This is a genomic window from Leadbetterella sp. DM7 (assembly GCF_040829825.2).
GTDB lineage: Bacteria > Bacteroidota > Bacteroidia > Cytophagales > Spirosomataceae > Leadbetterella.
In genome coordinates, this window is record NZ_JBFOLH020000003.1 from 42266 (window position 1) to 63289 (window position 21024).

Genomic DNA, 21024 nt, shown 5'->3' on the forward strand with positions numbered 1-21024 from the left:
CGTATAGAGAGGTCATAGAGCAGAGGTTAGATACGTAAAAGTTTTTGAACCATATAAGGCATAGGAAGCATATAAGGATGGATTTTTCGAAGACGGAATATATCACGGGGGTATTGGAAGAGGAGCTGGGCCTCGGGGTTAGCTGTGTTACAGATGTTCTGCAGCCGTATATTACGATCCGGATGGAGGACCTCCCCGGTATCTGCCTTTACCTGTCGCGTACGCCGGGCTTCTATTTTGACTTTTTGAATTGCATTACCTGCGTGGATAACGGCCCGGACAAGGGCACCATGAATTTGCTGTATCATATTTCTTCCCTGGCCCTCGAACATTCGGTGATCCTGAAAATAACGGTTGCCCGGGATGAGCAGCAGGTGCCCAGCCTGGCCCGGCTCTGGCGTACGGCCGACTGGCACGAGCGGGAAATTTTTGACCTTTTCGGCATCGGGTTCAGAGGCCATCCTGACCTGAGGCGGATCCTGCTGCCGGCCGACTGGGAAGGGCACCCCCTGCGGAAAGACTACACCGAGCAGGAAACATACCACGGCATCAAAGTCAAATACGATGGTTAGGGTAGGGCTGATCTCCGATACGCACTCGTACCTCGATCCTGCCGTATTTACGCATTTTGAGCGTTGCGACGAGATCTGGCATATCGGTGACGTGGGAGATGAGGCTATCCTGCACGACCTCAGGGCTTTCAGACCCACTTACGGCGTATATGGAAATATTGACGGTGGAAACCTGCGGTATGACCTGCCCGAAGACCTGGTGCTGGAACGCGAAGGTTTGAAGATACTGATGACCCATATCGGGGGTTTACCCGGTAAATTTCCTGCCCGTGTTAAAAATCTGGTCAGAATCCACCGGCCGGACTTGTTTATTTGCGGACATTCTCATATTTTACGTGTGTTAAAGGGAGAAGGACTGGTATATATTAACCCGGGCGCTGCAGGACACCACGGTTTTCATGCCGTAAGAACTCTTATGCGCATGGAGCTTTCGGAAGGCAGAATCTCCCATTTGGAAGCAATAGAACTCGGCAGGCGATGAAATGCTTTATTCTTTTCTTCTTTCTTTCTTTTGGTGCTGCTGCCCAGCTCAGGGAAGTAGCCGAAGCCAGTATAATGCTCCCCGACGGCGTCCGTGAAGACCTTGAGGTGATAGCGGTGCATGACGATATTGTGCTGGTCAATTTCCAGGACGATTACGTAAAACGCGAACAGCGCCTGATGGTGATGAAATATAACGGTAGCCTGGAGCTGACCTGGACCGGCACGGTTACCGTCCCCCGGTTTTATGTACCCGTCTCTTATGTGGTTAACGGAACGGTTCTTTATTACCTCCTCAAAGAACCGCAGGGCAGGAAGTTGCACATGGTGCAGTTTGACCTGGAAAACGAAACCACCGGCGGAACCGATTTTGAGTCGATCACTTTACTGGAAAACACCGGTTTTCATATTTTTAACGGGCAACCCCTGATTTCGGGAACCTACAACCAGCGCCCGGTGGTGGAGATGCACGACCTGACCGATAAAACAGCCCGCGTTCTTCCGGATATTTACACAAAAAACAACGAGCTCAAAGGAATTTTCGTCAATCCCTACCGCAATGAGCTGTATGTATTTTCAGCTCCCGGTGGCAGCTGCCAGATACAGGCAGCTACGTACGATGAAAACGGCAAGCTGCTGTTTCGTCATGCTATAGGCGACAAAAAGCACCGGGTTCAGCAGGTAGACGTCAGAACGGGCCCTTCCGGTGAACCTTTTGTAGCCGGAACCTACAATTCGGTTTGCCTGGACATGATGGAAGGTTTTTTTGCCGGTTCGCTTGACCTTCCGCAGGAGATCCGTTACCACAGCATAGCGACTTTACCCGGGTACAATGCCTCCCTGTCAGAAAAGAAAAAGCGCCGGCTTCAGCTGAGAAAAGACCGGGGGAAATCAGGAGAGATCAGGCAAAAGGCTATTTTTCACGTGCCGGTTTCGGGTGCAAGCGGTTTCCTGCTGGCGGCAGATCTGTATAGCGCACAGTCGGTAACGGGTACGCGGTCGGTAGAATTTACAGATGTTTCCGGCAAAAAGAACGATTATTCCGAATTCAAGGTCTGGCGGGTGCTGCTGGCAGAGTCAGATGCGGAAGGAAATATGATCAGCGACGGGCTTTTCAAGCTGGAAGGAAGCAACTTCCGCGGACTGTTTCCGCAGTCGGCCTTCCTGGTAAAGAATGAAAAATTTTATGCGTTCCTCCCCGCCGGGAATAAGCTGGTTTATACCGGTGCCGGGCAGCAGGAATCTCATGTATTGTTTTCTTCCGACGACGGCCTGCGGGTAACAGATGCCGACATACAGCTTTTGAACCTGAACAGCAGCTCGCTTATTGCCCACGGCGTGGCCGAGATTAAACCTGCGGCGGCAGACGGAAATTCCCGGCAGATTTACTTCATTAAAAAGCTCGAGCTTCCATAAAACAGGAAAATTCGCAAAAACCGGGTCCATAGTATAGGTTTGCAGGTAATAATTTATATTTTTGTGTTGAAAAACATAAAACTTAGATTATTCTAACAATAATGACACTTGAAGACCTGCTCTCTGTAAACCCTGTTGTGCTGGCGCTGGCGGCTACCCTGTTTACGTGGGCCGTAACAGCGCTGGGTGCCGCACTGGTTTTCTTCTTTAAGACGATAGACAAACGTATGCTGAACCTTATGCTGGGGTTTGCCGCAGGCGTAATGATTGCGGCCAGCTTCTGGTCGTTGTTAGCACCCGGCATAGCCATAGCCGAAGAGCAGGGCAAGCCCGGCTGGTTACCGGCCGTAGTTGGTTTCCTGGCAGGAGGGCTGTTCCTGTTTCTTATGGATAAGCTGCTGCCCCATGTTCATTTCAGCAAAAAAACGGAAGAAGCGGAGGGCATCCGGACCTCATGGCGCAGGAGTGTGCTGCTGGTGCTGGCCATTACGTTGCATAACATCCCGGAAGGCCTGGCCATAGGAGTGGCCTTTGGGGCTTTGACCCAGAACCCCTCGGTAGAAGTATTGACTACGGCACTGGTGCTGGCTCTGGGCATCGGTATTCAGAATTTCCCCGAAGGGGCCGCCGTGTCTATCCCTTTGCGGCGTGAGGGCCTGTCGAGGTGGCAGGCATTTAAGTACGGGCAGGCCAGCGGTATGGTAGAGCCCCTGGCCGGTGTTTTGGGCGCCCTCATGGTGATCTACATTGACCCTTTGCTGCCTTATGCCCTTTCTTTTGCAGCCGGAGCCATGATCTTTGTGGTGGTGGAAGAGCTGATCCCGGAATCGCAGAACGGCGATAAAACCGACCTTTCCACGGTGGGGGCCATGCTGGGCTTTGCCGTAATGATGTTCCTGGATGTGGCTTTGGGCTGAGGGCCGGCCGGAACGTAAATGACGCAGGCATTATGATGCTTCTAAATCATAAAACCTGCGTCATGGGTATAGCGTATCTTACTTCAGTTCCCTGATCTTGATATTTTTAAACTGTACCAGGTCGCCGTGATCCTGTAAGAGGATCGGCCCTTCGGCTGCAGTGCCGAAGCCTTCAAAATCTTTGTATTTGCTGCGCGCCACCAGCACTTTGAAGATGTTATCGTTCCGTTTGTATTCGAGCACCTTGAAGCCGTTCAGCCAATGCTGCACACGGTTATCGGGGAATACGATGATCCTGCCCGTCTTCCAGTCGGTTTTTTTACCGAAGAAACGTGAAGTAAGCTTGTCTGAAGGGATCAGGTCATACAGGCTGGCCAGCGTACGGTTCCCCGCAGCACCCAGCCTGGCATCGGGGTGCTTTTCGTCGTCAAGGATCTGGTATTCCAGCCCTATGCCTGATTTCCCGCCTGAATCGTATTTTTCATCCACGAAATACTTCACGCCCGAGTTGGCTCCTTCGCTTAGTTTAAAGTCAAATACCAGTTCAAAAGCCTTGTATTTTCCTGTAGTAACGATATCGTTACCCGTCTCGGAGCCGTCAGAAGGACTGACACTCAGCAGGCCGTCTTTTACGCTCCACCGTTTACCGGGCAGGTCATTGCTGTACACGCTGCGCCAGCCGCTGAGATCTTTCCCGTTGAAAAGCAGGCGGTATCCCTGGTACTTTTCCTGGTCTGACAAATGGTTGGTCAGCAGGTTAACTACCGGGGTATTGTCTGGTGGCGTAAGGCGGGGATTCTTCGTGTTGATCCGGATATTCTTCCATTTGATTTTCATTCCCTCTTTCATTTCTGCATAAATGCTGTGCACCTGGAGAGCAATGAAACCTTTTGGGGTCATGTCATCAATCAGGTAAGAAACGGGAACACCGTTAATGAATGTACGGATCTGGCTGCCCACGGCCTCTATACGGTATTTGTTCCATTGTCCCATTTTGAAGGCCGTTTTTACCTGCGGATTGATCTCCGGGAAAGTCAGCCAGTCGCGCCGGCCTTCGTCATAAATACCGCCAGACCAACCCCGGTCTGAAGGGTCAATTTCCATCTGGTAGCCGTGTACACGCCCGTTCTCATAGTCGGGAGCAGACAGGCTGCGGAACTGTATGCCCGAATTCATGGGATCAGAAAGGAAGACATCGACTTCAAATACAAAATCGCCGTATTCTTCCTGTGTCACCAGGAACGAGTTGGGCGTATTGTTTACGGTATAGCCTACAATGGCGCCGTCTTCCACTTTATAAACTGCTTTGCCACCCAGTTGTTTCCAGCCTGTCAGGTCTTTTCCGTTAAAAAGAGATTTCCACTCCTGGGCCATGCCCTGAGTGCTGACCAGCAGAGCCAGCACTACTAATTTTTTAATCATAAGGTCAGAAATTTTAATGATGTTAAAGATAACAGCAAAAAGGGAGACTATAAAAAAAACTCCTCAAAGGTACCGGATTTTCAGTGCAGTTGAATTTTTCGAAGACGTATTATAACTATTCGAAGCAACCGTGTAAAAGTTTGCCGTTAACTCATTTTTTAAGCCTTTTTTAAGGTCTAGCGCTTTTAGTGTACCCGGATACGTCTATAATTTTACAGAAAAACAATTAGATCTATGAAAACTGCGCTGCTTATTTCTACCTATAACTGGCCGGAAGCCCTGAAGCTGTGTCTTGACAGCCTGTCCCGCCAGACCGTTTATCCGGATGAAGTGCTGATTGCCGATGATGGCTCAGGGCAGGAGACCCGTAAGCTGATCTGTGAGTTTCAAGGCAGGTTTGACGTTCCCGTAAAACATATCTGGCAGGAAGATAAGGGTTTCCGGCTGTCTGAAATAAGAAATAAGGCTATTGCCGGATGCACCTCCGACTATATCATCCAGATTGACGGTGATATCCTGATGGAGCGGCATTTTATAGAAGATCACATCCGTTTTGCCGTAAAGAATTCGGTGGTGGTGGGCAGCCGCTCATCGCTGAGTGAGGCGTATACCCGTGTTTTGCTGGCAGGAAGCGTGCTCCCGGGCAAGAAAGCGCTGGACAGGAATTCGAACAATTTCCTGAATTCAAAACGAGTTCCCTATCTGAGCCCGCTGCTGGCCGGTTACAATACATCGGGCAGGAACAGGTTTTATGCAAAAGGATGCAACATGGCTTTCTGGCTCGAAGATATGCTGGCTGTAAACGGCTACGATGAAAGCTTTGTAGGATGGGGACGTGAAGATTCCGACCTGGTGGTCCGGCTGCTGTTTAAAGGCTGCTCTCTCCGGCGCTTAAAGATGGCCGCAGTACAGTATCACCTCTTTCATAAAGAGAACGACCGGTACAACGAAGCATCGAACGACCTTCTGATGAGAAAACGTATGGAAGAGGGTTCTTATTTTACGGATAACGGTATATTGAAGTCATCCGATATCCTGGATGAGCTGCAGATGGTGATGATCCCTACATGAGAAGACCCCGATAGAGCTGCTTCCACTCTTCCGCGAGCACTTCGTCGCTGAATTTCTGCACAAAGCGGGTTCCGGCTTCGGCCAGCCGCTTTCTCAGATCCGGGTCGTTCCAGAGGCGCAGAATTTCCGCCTGCATGCCTGCGGTGTCGCGGATATCCACGTAAACGGCTGAGCTTCCGCCCGCCTCGGGAAAAACACCGTCTTTGTTGGTGATGACAGGAGTGCCTGAAAAGAGGGCTTCAATAATCGGGATACCGAAACCTTCGTATACCGAGGGGTAGATAAAAACCGTGGCTAACCGGTAAATGACGGCCAGCTCTTCATTGCTCACATTTTTAAGAAACCTGACCTGCCGGTGGTCTGCTGTTTTCCGGATGGCATCGGCATACGCCGTTTCACGGCCTATAAAAACCAGCGGAATGCCCGTGCCTCTGACCGCTTCTGCAACAGACAAACCGTTTTTCCGCTCTTCGATGGTTCCTACATTGAGCAGGAATTTTTCAGGAAGCCCGTATTTGTCTTTTACCTGTTTCTTTTCTTCTTCCGTATACTGCTTTTTGAAAAGAGGACTGCAGCCCTGGTAGATCACATGAATTTTATCTTCGGGTATTTCCAGGTAGCGGACGATGTCAGTCCTGGTCTGTTCGGAAATGGCTACTACGGCATCGGCCTGCAAAGCGGCATTCCTGAATTTCCGGAAGTGAATTTCCCGGTCAAAGAAAGAGTAGTATTGGGGATATATCCGGAAAATAAGGTCGTGGATGGTCACCACCTTCCTGATTTTTGGATTTTCCCAGCGCAGCGGAAGCTCTCCTGACAGGCCGTGAAATATATCGCAGCCAGCTGCACAGGCCTCGCGACCCGCTTGCAGCTGACGGGCAAAAAGACCGGAAGGCACGGGAGAAAAATGAACGTTGGGCAGAGCCAGGGTTTCCCGGCCCCGTTCTGAGGGCTCCCTGTCAAAAAGGTAATATTCGTTTTCCGGGAGCTGGCCGGCCAATATTCTCAGGAGGTCGCGGCTGTAGTTGCCCAGGCCGGAAGTGTTGTGAAAAAACCTTTTGCCGTCAAATCCGATTTTCATGCCTGCAATTTACGGTCAAAACCCGGAAAAAAGAAGGGCTGTGCAAAAAGGCTTTTTGCCCCGAAACAGGGGAAGTGCCTGAAGAAGACACAGGATGCAAAGCGCTGAGCGGAGAACCAGCTCCCGGAACAACGCCGCATCCTGTGCCCTTTCAGGTACATTTTTAAGAGATTACTGTAATTTCCGGGATACGAGGCCTCCCTTGGCACTGTCTATTTCAACAGAAGCGTTATCTGTCTTTCCTTTGACGATCCAGCGGACCTTCACAAAACCCATACCTGGGATGTTCTCCACTGCAATCTTTTCAGGATTCATTTTCTGTTCGGTTGTAATGCCGAAATCTTCGTTTTCAACCACCATGCCGGCCAGCACCTGCGCATTTTTCAGGCTGATGTAGTCGGGCCTTTCAATTTTATATTTGATGTCATGGGCCGAGTGCGTAGGCATGATCCTGCGGTTCATCACCAGCGCTGTAATTTCCGTAAGTCCGCCGCCAAGGTCTTTTTTACGGATTTCCGTTACTTCCGGTTTGGGCATCTGGTACGCATGCAGGAACGTGAACGCCATGTTCCGGTGGGCGTCTTCCATCAGCAGGAAGCCGGGGTGGTTACGGATATAGTTTTTCTTGGGCCCGCCGATCTCGATATCGCCGAACTGGGGGTGCTTAAACGGCTTCCATTTTACGTAACCGTCTCCGAACAGGAGCAGCTTGTCGAAATCTTCAAATTCGGTGCTTTGCATACGCCCTTCCTGGCTGGTTTTGTTAAACAGCTTATAAGGGGTCATCAGCTCGTTGCTGAAGGTGAAAATACCCTTGCCCAGGGCCAGCCAGTCGATCTCGCCGCCGAAAACGGTGTAGAGATCCTTGTGGATAACAAAGTAATTATACCCCGGAACCATCTTTTCGCCCAGCTTACCGATGTAGTCGTATACCTGCACATCGGCACGGGTGTAGTATTTTTCGTCATCAGCGGCTCCTGGTCCGCGGAGAAACATGCCACCGTAATTGTGATAGCTCTGGGCACCGGCAATATTGGGGTGATCAAGAACGAATTTTTTCACCGCTTTGGTCTCCGGAAGCATACCCGGATAGTACAGCGCTCCCCGCTGGATATAGTCGGGTTGCCAGTTCCATCCCCAGTCGCGGTTAGGGTCATAGGTTCCTACCGCGTCTTCGTTCACGCGTCCGTCACCGTCGTTGTCTATCCCTTCATACCCCAGCATTTCGTACTCTCCGGGCTCATCGGGCTTGGCCAGAACCATTCGTTGCGGGTTATCGCAGTCTACCTTGTACCGGCCGGCAGGCGATTTCCGGCGCATCATGACAATGTTCCCGTCGCCGTCCAGGTCGTCCAGCTGGTCTTCATCAATGAGCCCGTCGCCGTCGTCGTCCAGGGGCAGCCTCCCGGTCCGTGAAGAGTTGGGATTGTTGGGGTGCTTGATAAAATACTCCCGTGAGTCGGGGTTAATGGTAGGTGCAATGTAAAAGATTTTGTCTTTCAGCAGGTCGCGGATAAAATCTACGGTCTGGAAGCTCTCAGCCAGGTACCAGGCGGTATAGAGGGCTACTTCAGTGCCCTGCAGCTCGTTGGCGTGGATGTTCCCGTCAATGTAGAATCCCGGCTTCCTGTCGGGCTGGCCCGTTTTAAAGTCGGTGATGCTCATGAGCCAGATGTCTCGGCCTTCTACTGATTTCCCGATCGATTCCAGCTTTACGAGGTCAGGATAGGCCTTGGCCAGGTCGCTGGAGATGCGGTAGATCTCGGCATGATCGCTGTACTTGTTCCAGTACACTTTTACTTTGGGATTAGCCGGTGAGCCGATGGCCCGTATACCGTTCAGGTCTTCTGCGGCGATATCGCTTTTCTGTGCCTTCACCTGGAAAGCGGCCAGACAGGTCAGAAATAATATTATTTTTTTCATACGTCTATATTTTTAGCTTTCTGCTCCGGTCTATTTTAATGTCAGTTCAAGGTTTGCAATTCCGGAGGTCGGGCTGCCGCCTTCTATGGTCACCTGGCCCTTTCCGCTGATTAACCAGCTGTATTCTTCCGATTCGCCGGCGTCCATTGCCCGCCGGTAGTTGCTCTGCTTCCCGGAAAGGAGCGTTTGCCCGCTGGAGAGCCTGATTTTACAGCTTACCTTGTACACGTAGCGTACGCGGTCTCCGATTTCAGGGTAGGTGGGGAGCAGCCCCCGGTTGACTACGGTAACCGTTACCCGGTTCACCCCGTTGCCCAGCGATTCCACCCGGCTGTTGACCAGCTCGGTACGGGGCATGGCATTCAGGTAGTCGGTCAGGAAGGCCTGGTGGCGAATAACGGCCGAGTCAAGAAACTGCACAGGCGGGTTATTCAGGGCATAGGGCATAAGGCCACCCACTTCCACGTTTTTACCGGGGAAATCCGGGTGTTCGATCTTCGTCCAGGATACAAAACTGTTCACTCCCCGGGCATCGGCCCATTTCAGGTATTCGGCCTCTGTGTTTTCTGGTTTCCTGGCCGGGCCACCCGGTTTCTGGTCTTTTCCTTTGGGAATCCACCAGCCCGGGGTAGAATAGCTGAATCTGCCCGCATGATAGTAGGCGGTCTGGGTGAGGTTACCCGGTGTTTGCGCCATAGCCGGGGCATCGGTATTGCCCGCTTTTCCATACATTTTGGACACCATGTCGGTAGCGGCAGCATCTTTTTCCAGCAGCCCGCTGATGACGCGTTTTGAGGCATTCATCCGGTCGAATTTCGTAGCTTCAGAAAGGTTATTGCTGAGTCCGAAGTGAAAAACCGTATGAATATTGGTGTTTTTATAGAGGAAATCGAGGAAGGCCCGGGTTTCCGGTTCGGACGCCTGGTATTCGCCGGCTTCTCTTTCAAACATGGGATAGTTGAAGGTGAAATTTTTATCAATATTCACGCCTCCGGGGCCGTCTTCATTGAACTGGCCGTCTTTGTCGTTATCCGTGCCTTCGGTGAGCAGGAGGTATTTCCCGTTTTCCCCCTTGGCAACATCGGCTTTTACCAGTACCCGCTGGTCATCTTTGCTGATTACGTACGTGCCGGTCGGGTCTTCTACGCGCAGGCTGGTGATAAGCCCGTCGCCGTTGAGATCTTCAAATGCATCTTCGTCGGTTTTGCCGTCGCGGTCGTCATCCCGGGTAGTGGCATTCCCGCTTCTTTCGTATTTCAGCCTGGCGGTAACCTGCTCCAGGGCATCGGGGTTCAGGCCGGGAATAATGTAGAGGGTTTTGTTTTGAAGGAGGCGGGCAAGCGAGTCACCGGGCAGGGCCACGAGTTTCTCGGCCAGCTGAACGGCCATTTCTGTTCCGGCCGGGTGCTTACCGTCGGCACCGGCCACAATCAGTACGGCTTTGCTTTTGCTGTGATCTCCGCCGGCCAGGGTCACGGCCCAGATGTCTTTTCCACCGCTGCTTTTACCGATGGAGGCAACCGAGGCCAGCTTGCTTTTGGCAGGAAGGGCTTTCAGGCGGGCAGATAACTGGCTGTGCGAGCTATAGCCGCTCTGGGCCAGTGTTTGCGTTATAACGGCAAACATACCCAATAAGAGGAGTTTTATTCTCATAGACTCTAAGGTTAAATGTTTTTGCCAAAATACTAAATTATCTGCTGTAAAAAAGGATGTGTTGACGTAAGCAGAGATTTTATAGAGCTACGGCTGCCCGCAGGCCGAAAAACCCAGGTAAGCAGGTATTGGAAGTAGAAGCCATTACATGCGAGAAATAGCGGAATGGCTGGTTTGGTAAAGCCTGTTTTTAAGTAATTTTTTGAATTTTATCGTAATTTTTATTAGATTATGGAGAATACGGGTTTTAATTTTGAAAAAACGGAATGAGGCCATGAGAAACGGGAAACTATTTATATTTCTTTTAGCGGTTATGGCTACCGGTTGCGACAGGATATTTATCGGGAACTTTGATAGCTTTGCCTCTACATTCGGGGGAGAATATAAAGGAGAATATTATACGACGAAATCGGGAGAAACGATCTATTTTAATTCATTGAATACTCCGACCCTTATTATAGGAGGAGGCGTAAATGAGATAAAGGTAATGGTGGGTGATAGCCTGGCAGAAAAATTAGTGAATGTACTTTCGGACAGGAATAAAAAGCTGCAACGGAAAGATATTCTTATACAATATGGAACAGATATTTCAGGAAATAAAAAATCTATTCGTTTGACAGCTGTTGATCCTGATCCGGATTCTGATATCCTGATGTTTACATCCAATTTTATTCTGGGAGATTACAATAGCTCGAAAGATACAGTGGATATTTATTATAGCCGGTTATAGCAAAGTCAACTAAGCTACCTGGGTAGTTTTGAAGGCAGACGATTCTAATCAAAAAGGCCCCCGTTGTGGGAGCCTTTTTGATTTTCCGTTAACAGGAATCAGAATTTAATGTGCGTTACCACGTCACCGTTGGGATCTACATATGAAGGCTCGTCGCGTTTGCCCTGGCCTTTGTTGGTAACGTAGATGCTGCCGTCGGTTTTATTGACAGCTATGGTGTTGGGGAAAGTTCCGCCGGTTTTGATATGCTGAAGAACGGTCAGTGATTTGGTATCGATTACGGTAACGGTACCGTCGCCCCGGTTGGCGGTATAGAGCCGGTTTCTCTTTTCATCGAGGGCAATTCCCAATGCGCCTTTTCCTGCTGCAAGTTTCTTTACCACCGATTTTGTTTTGAGGTCTATCACGTTAACGTCCTCACTTTTCTGGCTCACCACAAACAACCGGTTAGCGGCCTTGTCAAGAACCAGGTTAACCGATCCTTCTCCGCCCGTGGCGAATGAATCGATCACGGCGGCTGACTTCAGGTCTACCACCACAATTTTGTTGGTACCCATGTTGGTAGCGTACAGTTTCTGCGCACTTTCGTCAATGGCCAGGCCGGTAGTGGTAGCTCCTGTATTTTCTATCATTTTCTCCAGCTTTTGTGTTTTGCCGTCAATGACCCATATCCGGCTCGGGCGGCCTACATCAGAAACATAGATCTTGTTGTTCTTTTCGTCGGCTATGGCTTCACGGGTGTGCGATTTTTCTCCCTCCGGTGCGATATTGGCCAGTACTTTCCCGTTTTTGATGTCTACGGCACTTACCGAGTTGGAACGGGTATTGGTGCTGTATACGGTCTGGGTCTTTTTGTTCAGCGTCAGTCCGAAAGGTGGGGTATCAGTCAGCGCAATGCTGTCTTTTACGGCCAATGTGCTGCCGTCTAAACGGTAGAGGAAGCCCCCCGGCCGTGTTCTCGAGCCTACACTGGCCACGTAAACCGAGTTATCGGCGTCGTTATACACCAGCTCGTAAATACCGCTACCAACTTTTTGATTGGTGATTTTTTGGGCGTTGGCTGCTCCTGCTATCAGCAGGGCACCCGCCAGGATGAGTTTTGCATTCATGTTAATTAAAGTTTATCCAGTGATAAAATTCCGCAAAAGCGGTTCTCCAGTACCATGCGCCGTGTCGTCCTTCCGGATTAACAGAAACCCGGATCTCCGCTCCGTATTTCTGAAATTCAGCAGAAGACCGCAGCACATCTTCATTCATTGTTACAAAACTGCCGTCGGGTTTTAACCTGTTTTCGTTTCCGCCGCCGTAAAAGAAATACCGCTGATTTTTGATTTCTCCGGGCGACTTTATAGTGGCTATTTCTTTGTAAATATTTTGCTCGTCGAGCCATATAGAGGGCGATAATACCCCCAGCACCCCGAATGTTTCGGGATAGAGCAGCCCGGCATAAAAGGTCAGCAGGCCGCCCATTGAGCTGCCGGCCATGGCGGTGTGAGCCTTGTCGGGTTGAGTTCTGAATTCTTTGTCTACGGCCGGCTTCAGGGTATGAACAATAAAGTCGAGGTAAGCCTGACCATACACTTCCGGGTTGGCCGAATTGGGCCGTACATAGTACTCCATGATCCGGCGTTCTTTGCTGTGATCGTGTTCAACCGCCACCACAATTGCAGCTTTTTTTGATGAGTCTATGGTCTCGTCCACGCCCCACTCCAGCGGCCCGATCCGCCCCTGTGAGGTGGCTTCGTCAAAGAGATCCTGGCCATCGTGCATGTAAATCACGGGGTACCGTTTATCTGACCGGCCGTAATCTTCCGGCAGGTATACCCAAACCCGTTTGTAATTTCCCAGCTGCGGAATATACATGGAGTCTTTCCAGAGCTTTACGCGGGGCGAGGCCGTAGATTCGGGGAAATCATCCCGCCAGTTCTCAATTTTACAATACAACGTGGTGTCTGAGTGAATGATGGCACGGCGTGGGGCTACCAGCCGGCCATCCAGGGTACTTTCCAATGTTTTCCAGTCTCCGCGGGTAAATTTGTATTCCAGCAGGCCTTCTTTCACCTCCGTGAGGGTGTATTCCGGACCCACATCCGTTTTCTGAAGAATGCTCCCCGGGTCTGCGGGACTCCAGCGGTTAAAGGCACCCGTGATATACAGTACATCACCGTTATGCGATGCCGGTACGGCAGTGACCACAATGCGCACGGTATATTGTGCACGGACAGCTGTCACCGCCAGAAATAAGAAAGCGATCAGAAAGTACCTCCTCATAGATTACAGCTCAACTTTATAAAGACCGGAAACTGATCCGCCTTCGGTTACCTGGAACAGGGGTGAAGCGCTTTTCAGGTCACTGCTCAGCTGGTAATACCCGTTAGGACCGGTTGCAGAAGAAGAGTTCACCCGGATCAGCAGCTTATCGTCTATTTTCACCGTACCGTAAGCAGCGCCTGTGTTGGTACAGGCAGGCACACCCGAAATCTTTGTAATGGCTTTTGTAGCTACATCGATCACCTGGAACTCCCAGATATCCGAAAAGTTGATGTTCCCGGTCGGACCACCGGTTAAAGCGGTATTGGGAATGGTAGTGATCAGCTTGCCGTTAGTAGCATATACGGTCACAAATTTCCCTTTAGGATTGATGTCGTCCATTTTGATCTCCCAGGTCTTGTCCACTTCTGTATCTGCGGCTTTGATCCGGGCAATTTTAGACTTGCCGCCAATACCCTGCGGGCTGGTTCCCTGCGTTACAATATACAGGTCGCCGTTGGTGTCAAAGCTGTACATTTCGTTGTCGTTGATGTAAGCAATACTTCCTGTATCTTCAATTTTGGTGGTTTTCTCGTATGTACCGGTAGCAATATCGATTACTGCTATATAAACATCGGGGAAGAAGTCATCAAAAAATCCTTTCTGCGAAGCATTGGTTTTGGCATAGGTAACGTTGGCAAACAGCTTGCCGTTTTTCACAGCCAGGAACTTCTGGCCCACTGAACGGTAGAGAATGCCGGCTTCATTGGTGCCTCTTTCATTTACGGCTGCGGTCAGGTCGATCTCCCCGGTCCTGGATAAGGTAGTAGGGTTAAATGTCTGGATTTTAAGCGGACTGGCTCCGTCCCAGTAGAAACCCTGTGTTTCATTGGCGATCACGAAGTTTCCTGTACCGTTGGTGGTGTTATCACCGGCCAGGAAATTATCGAACACCACGCGTCCGTTTTCTATCTTCAGGCGTTCAATTCCTTTTGCGTTATCTTCTGTTTTAAAGATTTTCAGCAACCAGTTTTTGTACGGCCGCCATCCGCCCATTCCCATTCCCTGAACCGATGTAGTCGTGATGTTAGACACATTGCCTTCCGGTAATTTGTCAAATACCGTCATATATCCCGGTTTGGTGAGTGTATTTTCACTCATGGTCATCAGAACATATTTTCCCTCTTTTTTTGCTTCCGGCTCGTCGCTATTATCACACGATACCAGCGGTACCGCCAGGAGTGAAGCAAGTGCTAAAGATTTAAGATTTACTTTGTACATGCGTATAAACTATTTGATTGAGTAATTGATTTTTAAATGAATGCTTCTGCCGGCCCGCTGAACACGGTAGTTATCGTAAATGTCTTTGTCCAGGATGTTTTTGACATCCAGGCCAAGGGCTATTCTCCGGGAAGGGATATCGGCCAGCACCCCGGCGTTTACCAGGTGCTGGTCCGGAATAACCAGTAAGGTATTGACCTGGGCTTTACCAAACAGCCCCGATCCTTCCATTCGTTTGGGAATGGTCTCCAGGTAATATTCGTGCAGGTAGCTGTAATAGGCAAAAGCCTTCAGGATGACTTTCTGCCTGAAAACCGGTACCGACTGGTAGTTAAGGCCCAGGTTCCCGAAAAGGAAAGGCGTATTTCTCAGGCGGGCATCGTTTTTCCAGGATTCCTGCTGCAGCGTAATGCCGAACAAACGCATGCTCTGCCAGGTGGCGTTTGCCGAAAGACCGAAGCCGGCGCCCAGCTCTACGGAACCGTCGGCTTCCAGCCCGAGGCCTTTTACATGCTGCTGGTTTTCGTACCGGGCAAAAGGCGACTGGATGGGTATAAGGAGGATCAGGTCTTTGGTTCTCCTGTAAAAAGAGTTAAGCTCAAAGGTATATTTGCCCGGAACGGAAGTCCGCCACCCCAAATTAAAGTTCAGGCTCCGCTCGGGCCGGATCTCAAAGTTCTGAACAATCCAGACGGCATCGCCGAAAAGCTCGTTATGGTCGGGAAGCCGGTTGGAATACTCGGCCGAGAAACGCAGTAGATGATGGGGTGTGAAATGATATTTCAGGCCCTCTGCCACACCCCAGGTAGTGCCTTTTGAGGTTTTGGCATCTGTGGTGCTTACCTCGCGCGACTGGAACGTTTCTACCCCCGAAGCTTTATAGCTGAAGAATTTCACCATCAGCAGGTTGTCGAGCCTGCCGTTGAGAAACAGTGAGTTAATGCCGGCAGAGCTTACCGATTTGAGGTATTCTGAGGGGAGGGATAAGACATCGATCTGTGTATCCAGGAATTTAGGACCCAGCGGATCTTCGCCTTTTCTCCGGGCCTGTGTGATCACCTGGTTCAGCTCCAGGAAATGAGCCGGGCTAAGCCGGTATTTCAGGTTGGTTCTTGAGGTGAAATAATGATTCCGGATATCGGATAATGACGGGCGGCTGCTTTCCCCGTTCCTGGTAGGGTTGGGCGTGAAGACACCCAGCCAGTCGTAGGTCCCTTTCAGGGTGTCGGTCCGGCTGATATGGAGCGTATTGTAAACCAGGAACTGGTCAATTTCCCATGCGCCTGCCTGCTTTTTGTACCGCAGGGCAGGTATAACCGACGATTGCCGGGAAACAATTCCGCCGTAGGGTTCGGTCATCAGCGCAGGGTGCTGCTGTTCGCGGTCAAAAGCAAACGCCGACAGTTCGAACCGGAGCTCATCGGCCCAGGCTACGTCTTTCAGGCCGGCAAAGGCTTGCCCGAAATAGCCGGTATACCCGTTGTGAAAGAGAGACACTTTCGCATCTTTCTGGTTCCGGGTCTCGGGATCCGTAATTTTTACATTGACTTTGTAGTTGTTGTCGGAACGATTGAAAAAGCCGTCAAAGCCGTAAAACAGCTTGTTTTTGGTAAAGTAGGTATTCAGGTTGGCACGGTGGGTATTGAATGAACCGATTTCGTACGATGCACCGGCATAGTTCCCGGTGAGCTTCCTGCTGATCAGGTTAACGGCTCCGCCCAGCGCATCGGCCCCCAGGCTCACCGGCAGAACACCTTTGTAGATTTCCACCCGTTCCAGCATATTCACGGGTACCGATGAAAGCGAAAAGCCTTCTCCGAGGTAGTCCATAGGAATACCGTCTTTGAAATAACGGATGGATTTCCCGCTGAAACCGTTCAGGTTGACGTCTGTGGCTGAGCCCAGTCCGCCGGTCTGGCGTATCCGTATCCCGGCCGAGCGGTTCATTAATTCGGAGATATTGACGGGCAGCGCATGCACCCGTTTCATGTCGAGCACCTCTGCTTTCACCGATAGCTCACGGGCGGCGGCGGTTTCGGTTTTGCCGTATACCACGGTTTCATCGAGTTCTTTTACCTGTTCTTCGAGCGAAACCGCCAGCGGGGCAGAAGAGGTGACAGTGAGCTCTGCCGTCTTAAAGCCCACCAGTGAAAAGCGCAGGATGACTTCTCCCTGTGCAGGTACCTGAAGTGAGAAATCGCCGTGCTCGTTGCTGATAGCAGACAGCCGGGTATTTTTTACCTGGATTAAAACGCCGGCAAGAGGCTCTTTCCGGGCATCAGTGATCCTGCCTTTCAGCCCGGTTAGCTGGGAAAATGCCTGAAGGGAAACGAAACAAAGCAAAAAAACAAGAACCCTCCCTAACGATATGCTCATTGATTAGCGCTGATGAGTAAGCTGCAAATTTATCCTTATTTAGATTTAGTTAAAATAATAATAAGACTTAATTTAAGATTATGGAGTAAAAGTTCAATGCAGCATCCGAAAAGTCCTATATTTAATTCAATTGCTTATTTAGTTCGCGGATCGTATTTTTGTAGCTTAAACATTTAAATCTAATCGTATGAAACTCATTAAAGTTCTGGCCTTCTCTTTATTAACCTGGAGTGCTACGGCGCAAACCCTTAAAGTTCCCACTAAAAGCCCGTTGCAAACCATTAAGCAGGAATTTGCCCTGTCGTCGGTAGAAATTGAATATTCACGCCCCTCTGCCAGAGGAAGAAGGATCTTCGGAGACCTGGAAGCTTACGGTAAATTGTGGAGAACAGGTGCCAACACCCAAACCCTCATTAGTTTCGGTGAAGACGTTAAAGTAAACGGCACTCCCCTTAAAGCGGGCAAGTACACGATCCTGACCGTGATTGGCAAGGAAGACTGGAAGATCCGTTTCTGTACCCCCGAAACCAGCGTATTCAACTTTAAGGAAGAAAACGTGATAGCTACCATCAGTGCGAAGTCGGTTACGCTGCCTTTCCCGATAGAGACCTTTACCATCATGTTTGGTACCCAGACCGATAGTTCGCTGGAAGTAAACATTATGTGGGAAAATACCCTGGTGCCTTTCACCATCACCACCGATATTGATGAGAAAGTGATGGCCACCATTGATAAGGTGATGGCAGCCGATAACCGGCCCTATTTTGCCGCTGCCAGCTACTACCTGGATAACGGCAAAGACATGAAAAAGGCGCTGGAATGGGTAAATAAGGCAGTAGAGCAGCAGCCTGATGCATTCTGGATAACGCACACCAAAGCCAGGATACAGGCTAAGCTGGGCGATAAGAAAGGGGCTATAGCCACGGCTACCCAATCCATAAGCCAGGCCAAAGCCGCCAGGAACCAGGATTACGTGGCGCTGAACGAGAAGCTGATCGCCAGCCTGAAGTAAGCGTATTTACAGATGATATAAAAACGGCGGGGATTTCCCCGCCGTTTTGCTTATTCTATCCTTATCCCGGCACACTTTTTTATGCAAACAGGCGCCATTTTGTCTGTAAGGTGTGCAATAATCGCACAAAATTATGCCATTTTGACTTGTTTTCTGCTTCTGCACGACATTTGCTGATTTCTCTGTAAATGAATTACAAAAATGAATTTCAACCAATACACGCATAAGGCCCAGGAGCTGATCCAGCAGGCGGTACAGATTGCCCAGGGATATTCCCAGCAGGCGGTAGAAACCGGGCACCTGCTGAAGGCCATCCTGGAAGAGGAACCCGATACCAGCTCTTTTCTGTTAAAAGAGGTGAACCGGGAAACCCTGCTGAACCGCCTGATCGCTATAGTAGAGGCGTACCCGCGGGTTTCCGGCGGTACCCAGCCCTATATCGGGAACGAGCTGTCGAAGGCATTTACCAGCGCCCAGAACTCGTTAAAAGAATTTGGAGATGAATTTATAAGTGTGGAGCTTTTACTGCTGGGCATACTGAAAGGCAACGATGCCGTGGCCGATCTGCTGAAGTCGTCAGGAGTAAAAGAAGCGCGGTTAAAAGAAAAAATTAAAGAACTCAGAGGAAAAAACAATCCGGTGAAAGATCAAAACGCAGAAAACAAATACCAGGCCCTGGCCCGTTACAGCAAGGACCTGAACGAGCTGGCTGAACAGGGGAAGATAGACCCCGTGATCGGCCGCGATGAAGAAATACGGCGCGTGCTGCAGATTCTGTCGAGGCGCTCCAAAAACAACCCTATCCTGCTCGGAGAGCCGGGGGTGGGTAAAACGGCTATTGTGGAAGGCCTGGCCCAGCGGATCGTGCAGGGTGACGTGCCTGAGAACCTGAAATCCAAGAAGGTCATTTCCCTGGATATGGGCTTGCTGGTAGCCGGTGCCAAGTACAAAGGTGAATTTGAAGAAAGGCTGAAGGCGGTGATCAAAGAGGTAACCGACTCGGAGGGAGAGATTATTCTCTTTATCGACGAGATCCATACGCTGATTGGTGCCGGAGGTGGCGGCGAAGGAGCCATGGATGCGGCTAACCTGCTGAAACCGGCCCTGGCCAGGGGAGAGCTGCACGCTATTGGTGCTACTACCCTGAAAGAATACCAGAAGTATATTGAAAAAGATAAAGCGCTGGAGCGGAGATTCCAGGCCGTGATGGTCGATGAGCCTACCGTGGCCGATGCCATTTCTATTCTCCGGGGTATCAAAGAGAAATACGAAGTGCACCACGGGGTGAGGATCCAGGATGATGCCGTTATTGCCGCTGTAGAGTTGTCTAACCGCTATATCTCCGACCGTTTCCTGCCCGATAAGGCCATTGACCTGATGGACGAGGCCGCCGCCAAGCTGCGGCTGGAAATGGATTCCATGCCCGAAGAAATGGACGAGCTGAGACGGAAGATCATGCAGCTGGAAATTGAACGGGAGGCCATCCGCCGGGAGAAAGACAAAGAGAAAGAAAGTGCGCTCAGTAAGGAGATAGCCGAGCTCAATGAACATTACAATACGCTGAAAGCCCGGTGGGAAACCGAAAAAGGCAAGGTGGATGAGATACGTACCCTGAAAGAAAGCCTGGATAATCTGCGTTTCGAAGCCGAGCAGGCCGAAAGAACCGGTGATTACGGAAAGGTGGCCGAGATCCGGTACGGGAAGATCCCGCAGGCAGAAGAACGGCTGAACAGCCTGGCCGGCAAAAATACCCATGAAGAAGGTACCCTGATCAACGAGGAAGTAAAAGCCGAAGATATTGCCGCGGTAGTGGCTAAATGGACGGGTATTCCGGTGACCAAGATGCTGCAAAGCGACCGGGAAAAGCTGCTGTTCCTGGAGCAGGAGCTGGAAAAACGGGTAGCCGGGCAAAAAGAAGCCATTGAGGTGGTGTCTGATGCCGTACGGCGCTCGCGGGCCGGTATGCAGGATCCGAAGAAGCCCATCGGCAGCTTCCTGTTCCTGGGAAGTACAGGCGTAGGAAAGACCGAGCTGGCCAAAACCTTAGCCAACTACCTGTTTAACGATGAAAATGCCATGGTTCGTATCGATATGAGCGAATACCAGGAAAAACATACCGTTAGCCGGCTGGTAGGAGCGCCTCCGGGGTATGTAGGTTATGACGAAGGCGGACAGCTGACCGAAGCCGTGCGCAGGAAACCCTATTCGGTGATCCTGCTCGATGAGATTGAAAAAGCGCACCCCGATGTATGGAATGTGCTGCTGCAGGTGCTGGATGACGGCCGGCTGACCGATAACAAGGGGAGGGTGGCCAACTTCAAAAATACCCTCATCATCATGACCTCGAATATAGGCAGTCACCTGATCCAGGAGAAATACCTGGAGGCCACCAAAAGTTCGGAAGAGGCCTGGGCCCAATACTATAAAGCCGAGGCCCTGGAACAGGTAATGGAGCTGCTGAAAAACAGCGTGCGGCCGGAATTCCTCAACCGGATCGACGAGACCGTGATGTTCGATCCCCTCGGAAGAACCGAGATCCGGAAGATTGTATCTATCCAGTTCGACGGTATCCGGTCACGGCTGCAGGAGCAGGGAATTTACATTGAAGCTACCGACGCAGCCCTCGACAAGCTGGGAGAGCAGGGATATGATCCCGTATTTGGTGCCCGTCCGCTCAAGCGGGTCATTCAGCGGAGCATTCTGAATGAATTGTCGAAAATGATCTTAAGCGGCACCATTGACAAAGACAAGGTGATCCTCCTGGACATCAATGAAGAGGGTGGATATGTCTTTGAAAACATGCCCGAATTGAATTTAGAGTAAGTAATAGTTTTTCATAG

Annotated in this window: 16 protein-coding genes; 8 read left to right on the top strand and 8 right to left on the bottom strand. The window is 50.5% G+C overall.

The genetic code is table 11. The annotated features are described in order from the left end of the window. Positions 1 to 77: 77 nt before the first annotated feature. From AB2U10_RS03895 to AB2U10_RS03910, 4 genes are all read left to right on the top strand, one after another. Positions 78 to 572 (top strand): NADH-quinone oxidoreductase subunit C, encoded by a 495-nt coding sequence (locus tag AB2U10_RS03895; RefSeq protein WP_367913316.1) that lies wholly within the window; start codon positions 78 to 80, stop codon positions 570 to 572. Further along, positions 565 to 1053, top strand: a complete 489-nt coding sequence (locus AB2U10_RS03900; RefSeq protein ID WP_367913315.1) for a metallophosphoesterase family protein — start codon at positions 565 to 567, stop codon at positions 1051 to 1053. The genes AB2U10_RS03895 and AB2U10_RS03900 overlap by 8 nt, the downstream gene beginning before the upstream one ends. Continuing rightward, positions 1050 to 2468: a hypothetical protein gene (locus AB2U10_RS03905; protein ID WP_367913314.1), complete on the top strand. Its 1419-nt coding sequence runs from the start codon at positions 1050 to 1052 to the stop codon at positions 2466 to 2468. The genes AB2U10_RS03900 and AB2U10_RS03905 overlap by 4 nt, the downstream gene beginning before the upstream one ends. A 101-nt stretch (positions 2469 to 2569) precedes the next feature. Further along, positions 2570 to 3385: a ZIP family metal transporter gene (locus tag AB2U10_RS03910; protein ID WP_367913313.1), complete on the top strand. Its 816-nt coding sequence runs from the start codon at positions 2570 to 2572 to the stop codon at positions 3383 to 3385. 78 nt (positions 3386 to 3463) lie between these two features. On the opposite strand, the gene AB2U10_RS03915 is transcribed toward AB2U10_RS03910, so the two are convergent. Beyond that, positions 3464 to 4807 carry a 3-keto-disaccharide hydrolase gene (locus AB2U10_RS03915; RefSeq protein ID WP_367913312.1) on the bottom strand — a complete coding sequence of 448 codons (1344 nt, stop codon included), beginning with the start codon at positions 4805 to 4807 and terminating at the stop codon, positions 3464 to 3466. Positions 4808 to 5041: 234 nt separating this feature from the next. Between AB2U10_RS03915 and AB2U10_RS03920 the strand changes: the two genes are divergently transcribed. Next, positions 5042 to 5878 (top strand): glycosyltransferase family 2 protein, encoded by an 837-nt coding sequence (locus AB2U10_RS03920; protein ID WP_367913311.1) that lies wholly within the window; start codon positions 5042 to 5044, stop codon positions 5876 to 5878. Here the strand turns inward: AB2U10_RS03920 and AB2U10_RS03925 are convergent. From AB2U10_RS03925 to AB2U10_RS03935, 3 genes are all read right to left on the bottom strand, one after another. Further along, a complete protein-coding gene (locus tag AB2U10_RS03925; RefSeq protein ID WP_367913310.1) occupies positions 5871 to 6959 on the bottom strand; it encodes a glycosyltransferase family 4 protein in 1089 nt (362 codons plus the stop codon). The two genes, AB2U10_RS03920 and AB2U10_RS03925, sit on opposite strands and share 8 nt — an antisense overlap. Positions 6960 to 7130: 171 nt before the next feature. Further along, positions 7131 to 8882, bottom strand: a complete 1752-nt coding sequence (locus AB2U10_RS03930; protein WP_367913309.1) for a M14 family metallopeptidase — start codon at positions 8880 to 8882, stop codon at positions 7131 to 7133. 30 nt (positions 8883 to 8912) lie between these two features. Continuing rightward, a complete protein-coding gene (locus AB2U10_RS03935; RefSeq protein WP_367913308.1) occupies positions 8913 to 10535 on the bottom strand; it encodes a M14 family metallopeptidase in 1623 nt (540 codons plus the stop codon). 274 nt (positions 10536 to 10809) lie between these two features. On the opposite strand from AB2U10_RS03935, the gene AB2U10_RS03940 reads away from it, so the two are divergent. Further along, entirely contained in the window at positions 10810 to 11265 is a 456-nt protein-coding gene (locus AB2U10_RS03940) for a hypothetical protein (RefSeq protein ID WP_367913307.1), read from the top strand. A gap of 98 nt (positions 11266 to 11363) precedes the next feature. Here the strand turns inward: AB2U10_RS03940 and AB2U10_RS03945 are convergent, their stop codons facing one another. From AB2U10_RS03945 to AB2U10_RS03960, 4 genes are read right to left on the bottom strand one after another with little or no spacing between them, the layout of a single operon-like run. Beyond that, positions 11364 to 12374, bottom strand: coding sequence for a YVTN family beta-propeller repeat protein (locus AB2U10_RS03945; protein ID WP_367913306.1), 1011 nt, complete (start codon positions 12372 to 12374; stop codon positions 11364 to 11366). A 1-nt stretch (position 12375) separates the two neighbouring features. Next, positions 12376 to 13536, bottom strand: a complete 1161-nt coding sequence (locus AB2U10_RS03950) for an alpha/beta hydrolase (protein ID WP_367913305.1) — start codon at positions 13534 to 13536, stop codon at positions 12376 to 12378. A gap of 3 nt (positions 13537 to 13539) precedes the next feature. Next, a complete protein-coding gene (locus AB2U10_RS03955) occupies positions 13540 to 14796 on the bottom strand; it encodes a DUF4374 domain-containing protein (protein ID WP_367913304.1) in 1257 nt (418 codons plus the stop codon). Between the two features lie 9 nt (positions 14797 to 14805). Further along, positions 14806 to 17172: a TonB-dependent receptor gene (locus AB2U10_RS03960; RefSeq protein WP_367913303.1), complete on the bottom strand. Its 2367-nt coding sequence runs from the start codon at positions 17170 to 17172 to the stop codon at positions 14806 to 14808. 187 nt (positions 17173 to 17359) lie between these two features. On the opposite strand from AB2U10_RS03960, the gene AB2U10_RS03965 reads away from it, so the two are divergent. Together AB2U10_RS03965 and clpB are read left to right on the top strand one after the other, a co-directional pair. Beyond that, positions 17360 to 18184 (top strand): DUF2911 domain-containing protein, encoded by an 825-nt coding sequence (locus AB2U10_RS03965; protein WP_367913302.1) that lies wholly within the window; start codon positions 17360 to 17362, stop codon positions 18182 to 18184. A gap of 201 nt (positions 18185 to 18385) precedes the next feature. Continuing rightward, on the top strand, positions 18386 to 21007 hold the full coding sequence (gene clpB / locus AB2U10_RS03970; protein WP_367913301.1) for an ATP-dependent chaperone ClpB: 2622 nt from the start codon (positions 18386 to 18388) through the stop codon (positions 21005 to 21007). Positions 21008 to 21024 lie beyond the last annotated feature (17 nt).

Excerpts from the sequence above, each read along its gene's own strand:
- AB2U10_RS03895 (WP_367913316.1), top strand. The coding sequence starts at position 78 with ATGGATTTTTCGAAGACGGAATATATCACGGGGGTATTGGAAGAGGAG.
- AB2U10_RS03900 (WP_367913315.1), top strand. The coding sequence starts at position 565 with ATGGTTAGGGTAGGGCTGATCTCCGATACGCACTCGTACCTCGATCCT.
- AB2U10_RS03905 (WP_367913314.1), top strand. The coding sequence starts at position 1,050 with ATGAAATGCTTTATTCTTTTCTTCTTTCTTTCTTTTGGTGCTGCTGCC.
- AB2U10_RS03910 (WP_367913313.1), top strand. The coding sequence starts at position 2,570 with ATGACACTTGAAGACCTGCTCTCTGTAAACCCTGTTGTGCTGGCGCTG.
- AB2U10_RS03915 (WP_367913312.1), bottom strand. The coding sequence starts at position 4,807 with ATGATTAAAAAATTAGTAGTGCTGGCTCTGCTGGTCAGCACTCAGGGC.
- AB2U10_RS03920 (WP_367913311.1), top strand. The coding sequence starts at position 5,042 with ATGAAAACTGCGCTGCTTATTTCTACCTATAACTGGCCGGAAGCCCTG.
- AB2U10_RS03925 (WP_367913310.1), bottom strand. The coding sequence starts at position 6,959 with ATGAAAATCGGATTTGACGGCAAAAGGTTTTTTCACAACACTTCCGGC.
- AB2U10_RS03930 (WP_367913309.1), bottom strand. The coding sequence starts at position 8,882 with ATGAAAAAAATAATATTATTTCTGACCTGTCTGGCCGCTTTCCAGGTG.
- AB2U10_RS03935 (WP_367913308.1), bottom strand. The coding sequence starts at position 10,535 with ATGAGAATAAAACTCCTCTTATTGGGTATGTTTGCCGTTATAACGCAA.
- AB2U10_RS03940 (WP_367913307.1), top strand. The coding sequence starts at position 10,810 with ATGAGAAACGGGAAACTATTTATATTTCTTTTAGCGGTTATGGCTACC.
- AB2U10_RS03945 (WP_367913306.1), bottom strand. The coding sequence starts at position 12,374 with ATGAATGCAAAACTCATCCTGGCGGGTGCCCTGCTGATAGCAGGAGCA.
- AB2U10_RS03950 (WP_367913305.1), bottom strand. The coding sequence starts at position 13,536 with ATGAGGAGGTACTTTCTGATCGCTTTCTTATTTCTGGCGGTGACAGCT.
- AB2U10_RS03955 (WP_367913304.1), bottom strand. The coding sequence starts at position 14,796 with ATGTACAAAGTAAATCTTAAATCTTTAGCACTTGCTTCACTCCTGGCG.
- AB2U10_RS03960 (WP_367913303.1), bottom strand. The coding sequence starts at position 17,172 with ATGAGCATATCGTTAGGGAGGGTTCTTGTTTTTTTGCTTTGTTTCGTT.
- AB2U10_RS03965 (WP_367913302.1), top strand. The coding sequence starts at position 17,360 with ATGAAACTCATTAAAGTTCTGGCCTTCTCTTTATTAACCTGGAGTGCT.
- clpB (WP_367913301.1), top strand. The coding sequence starts at position 18,386 with ATGAATTTCAACCAATACACGCATAAGGCCCAGGAGCTGATCCAGCAG.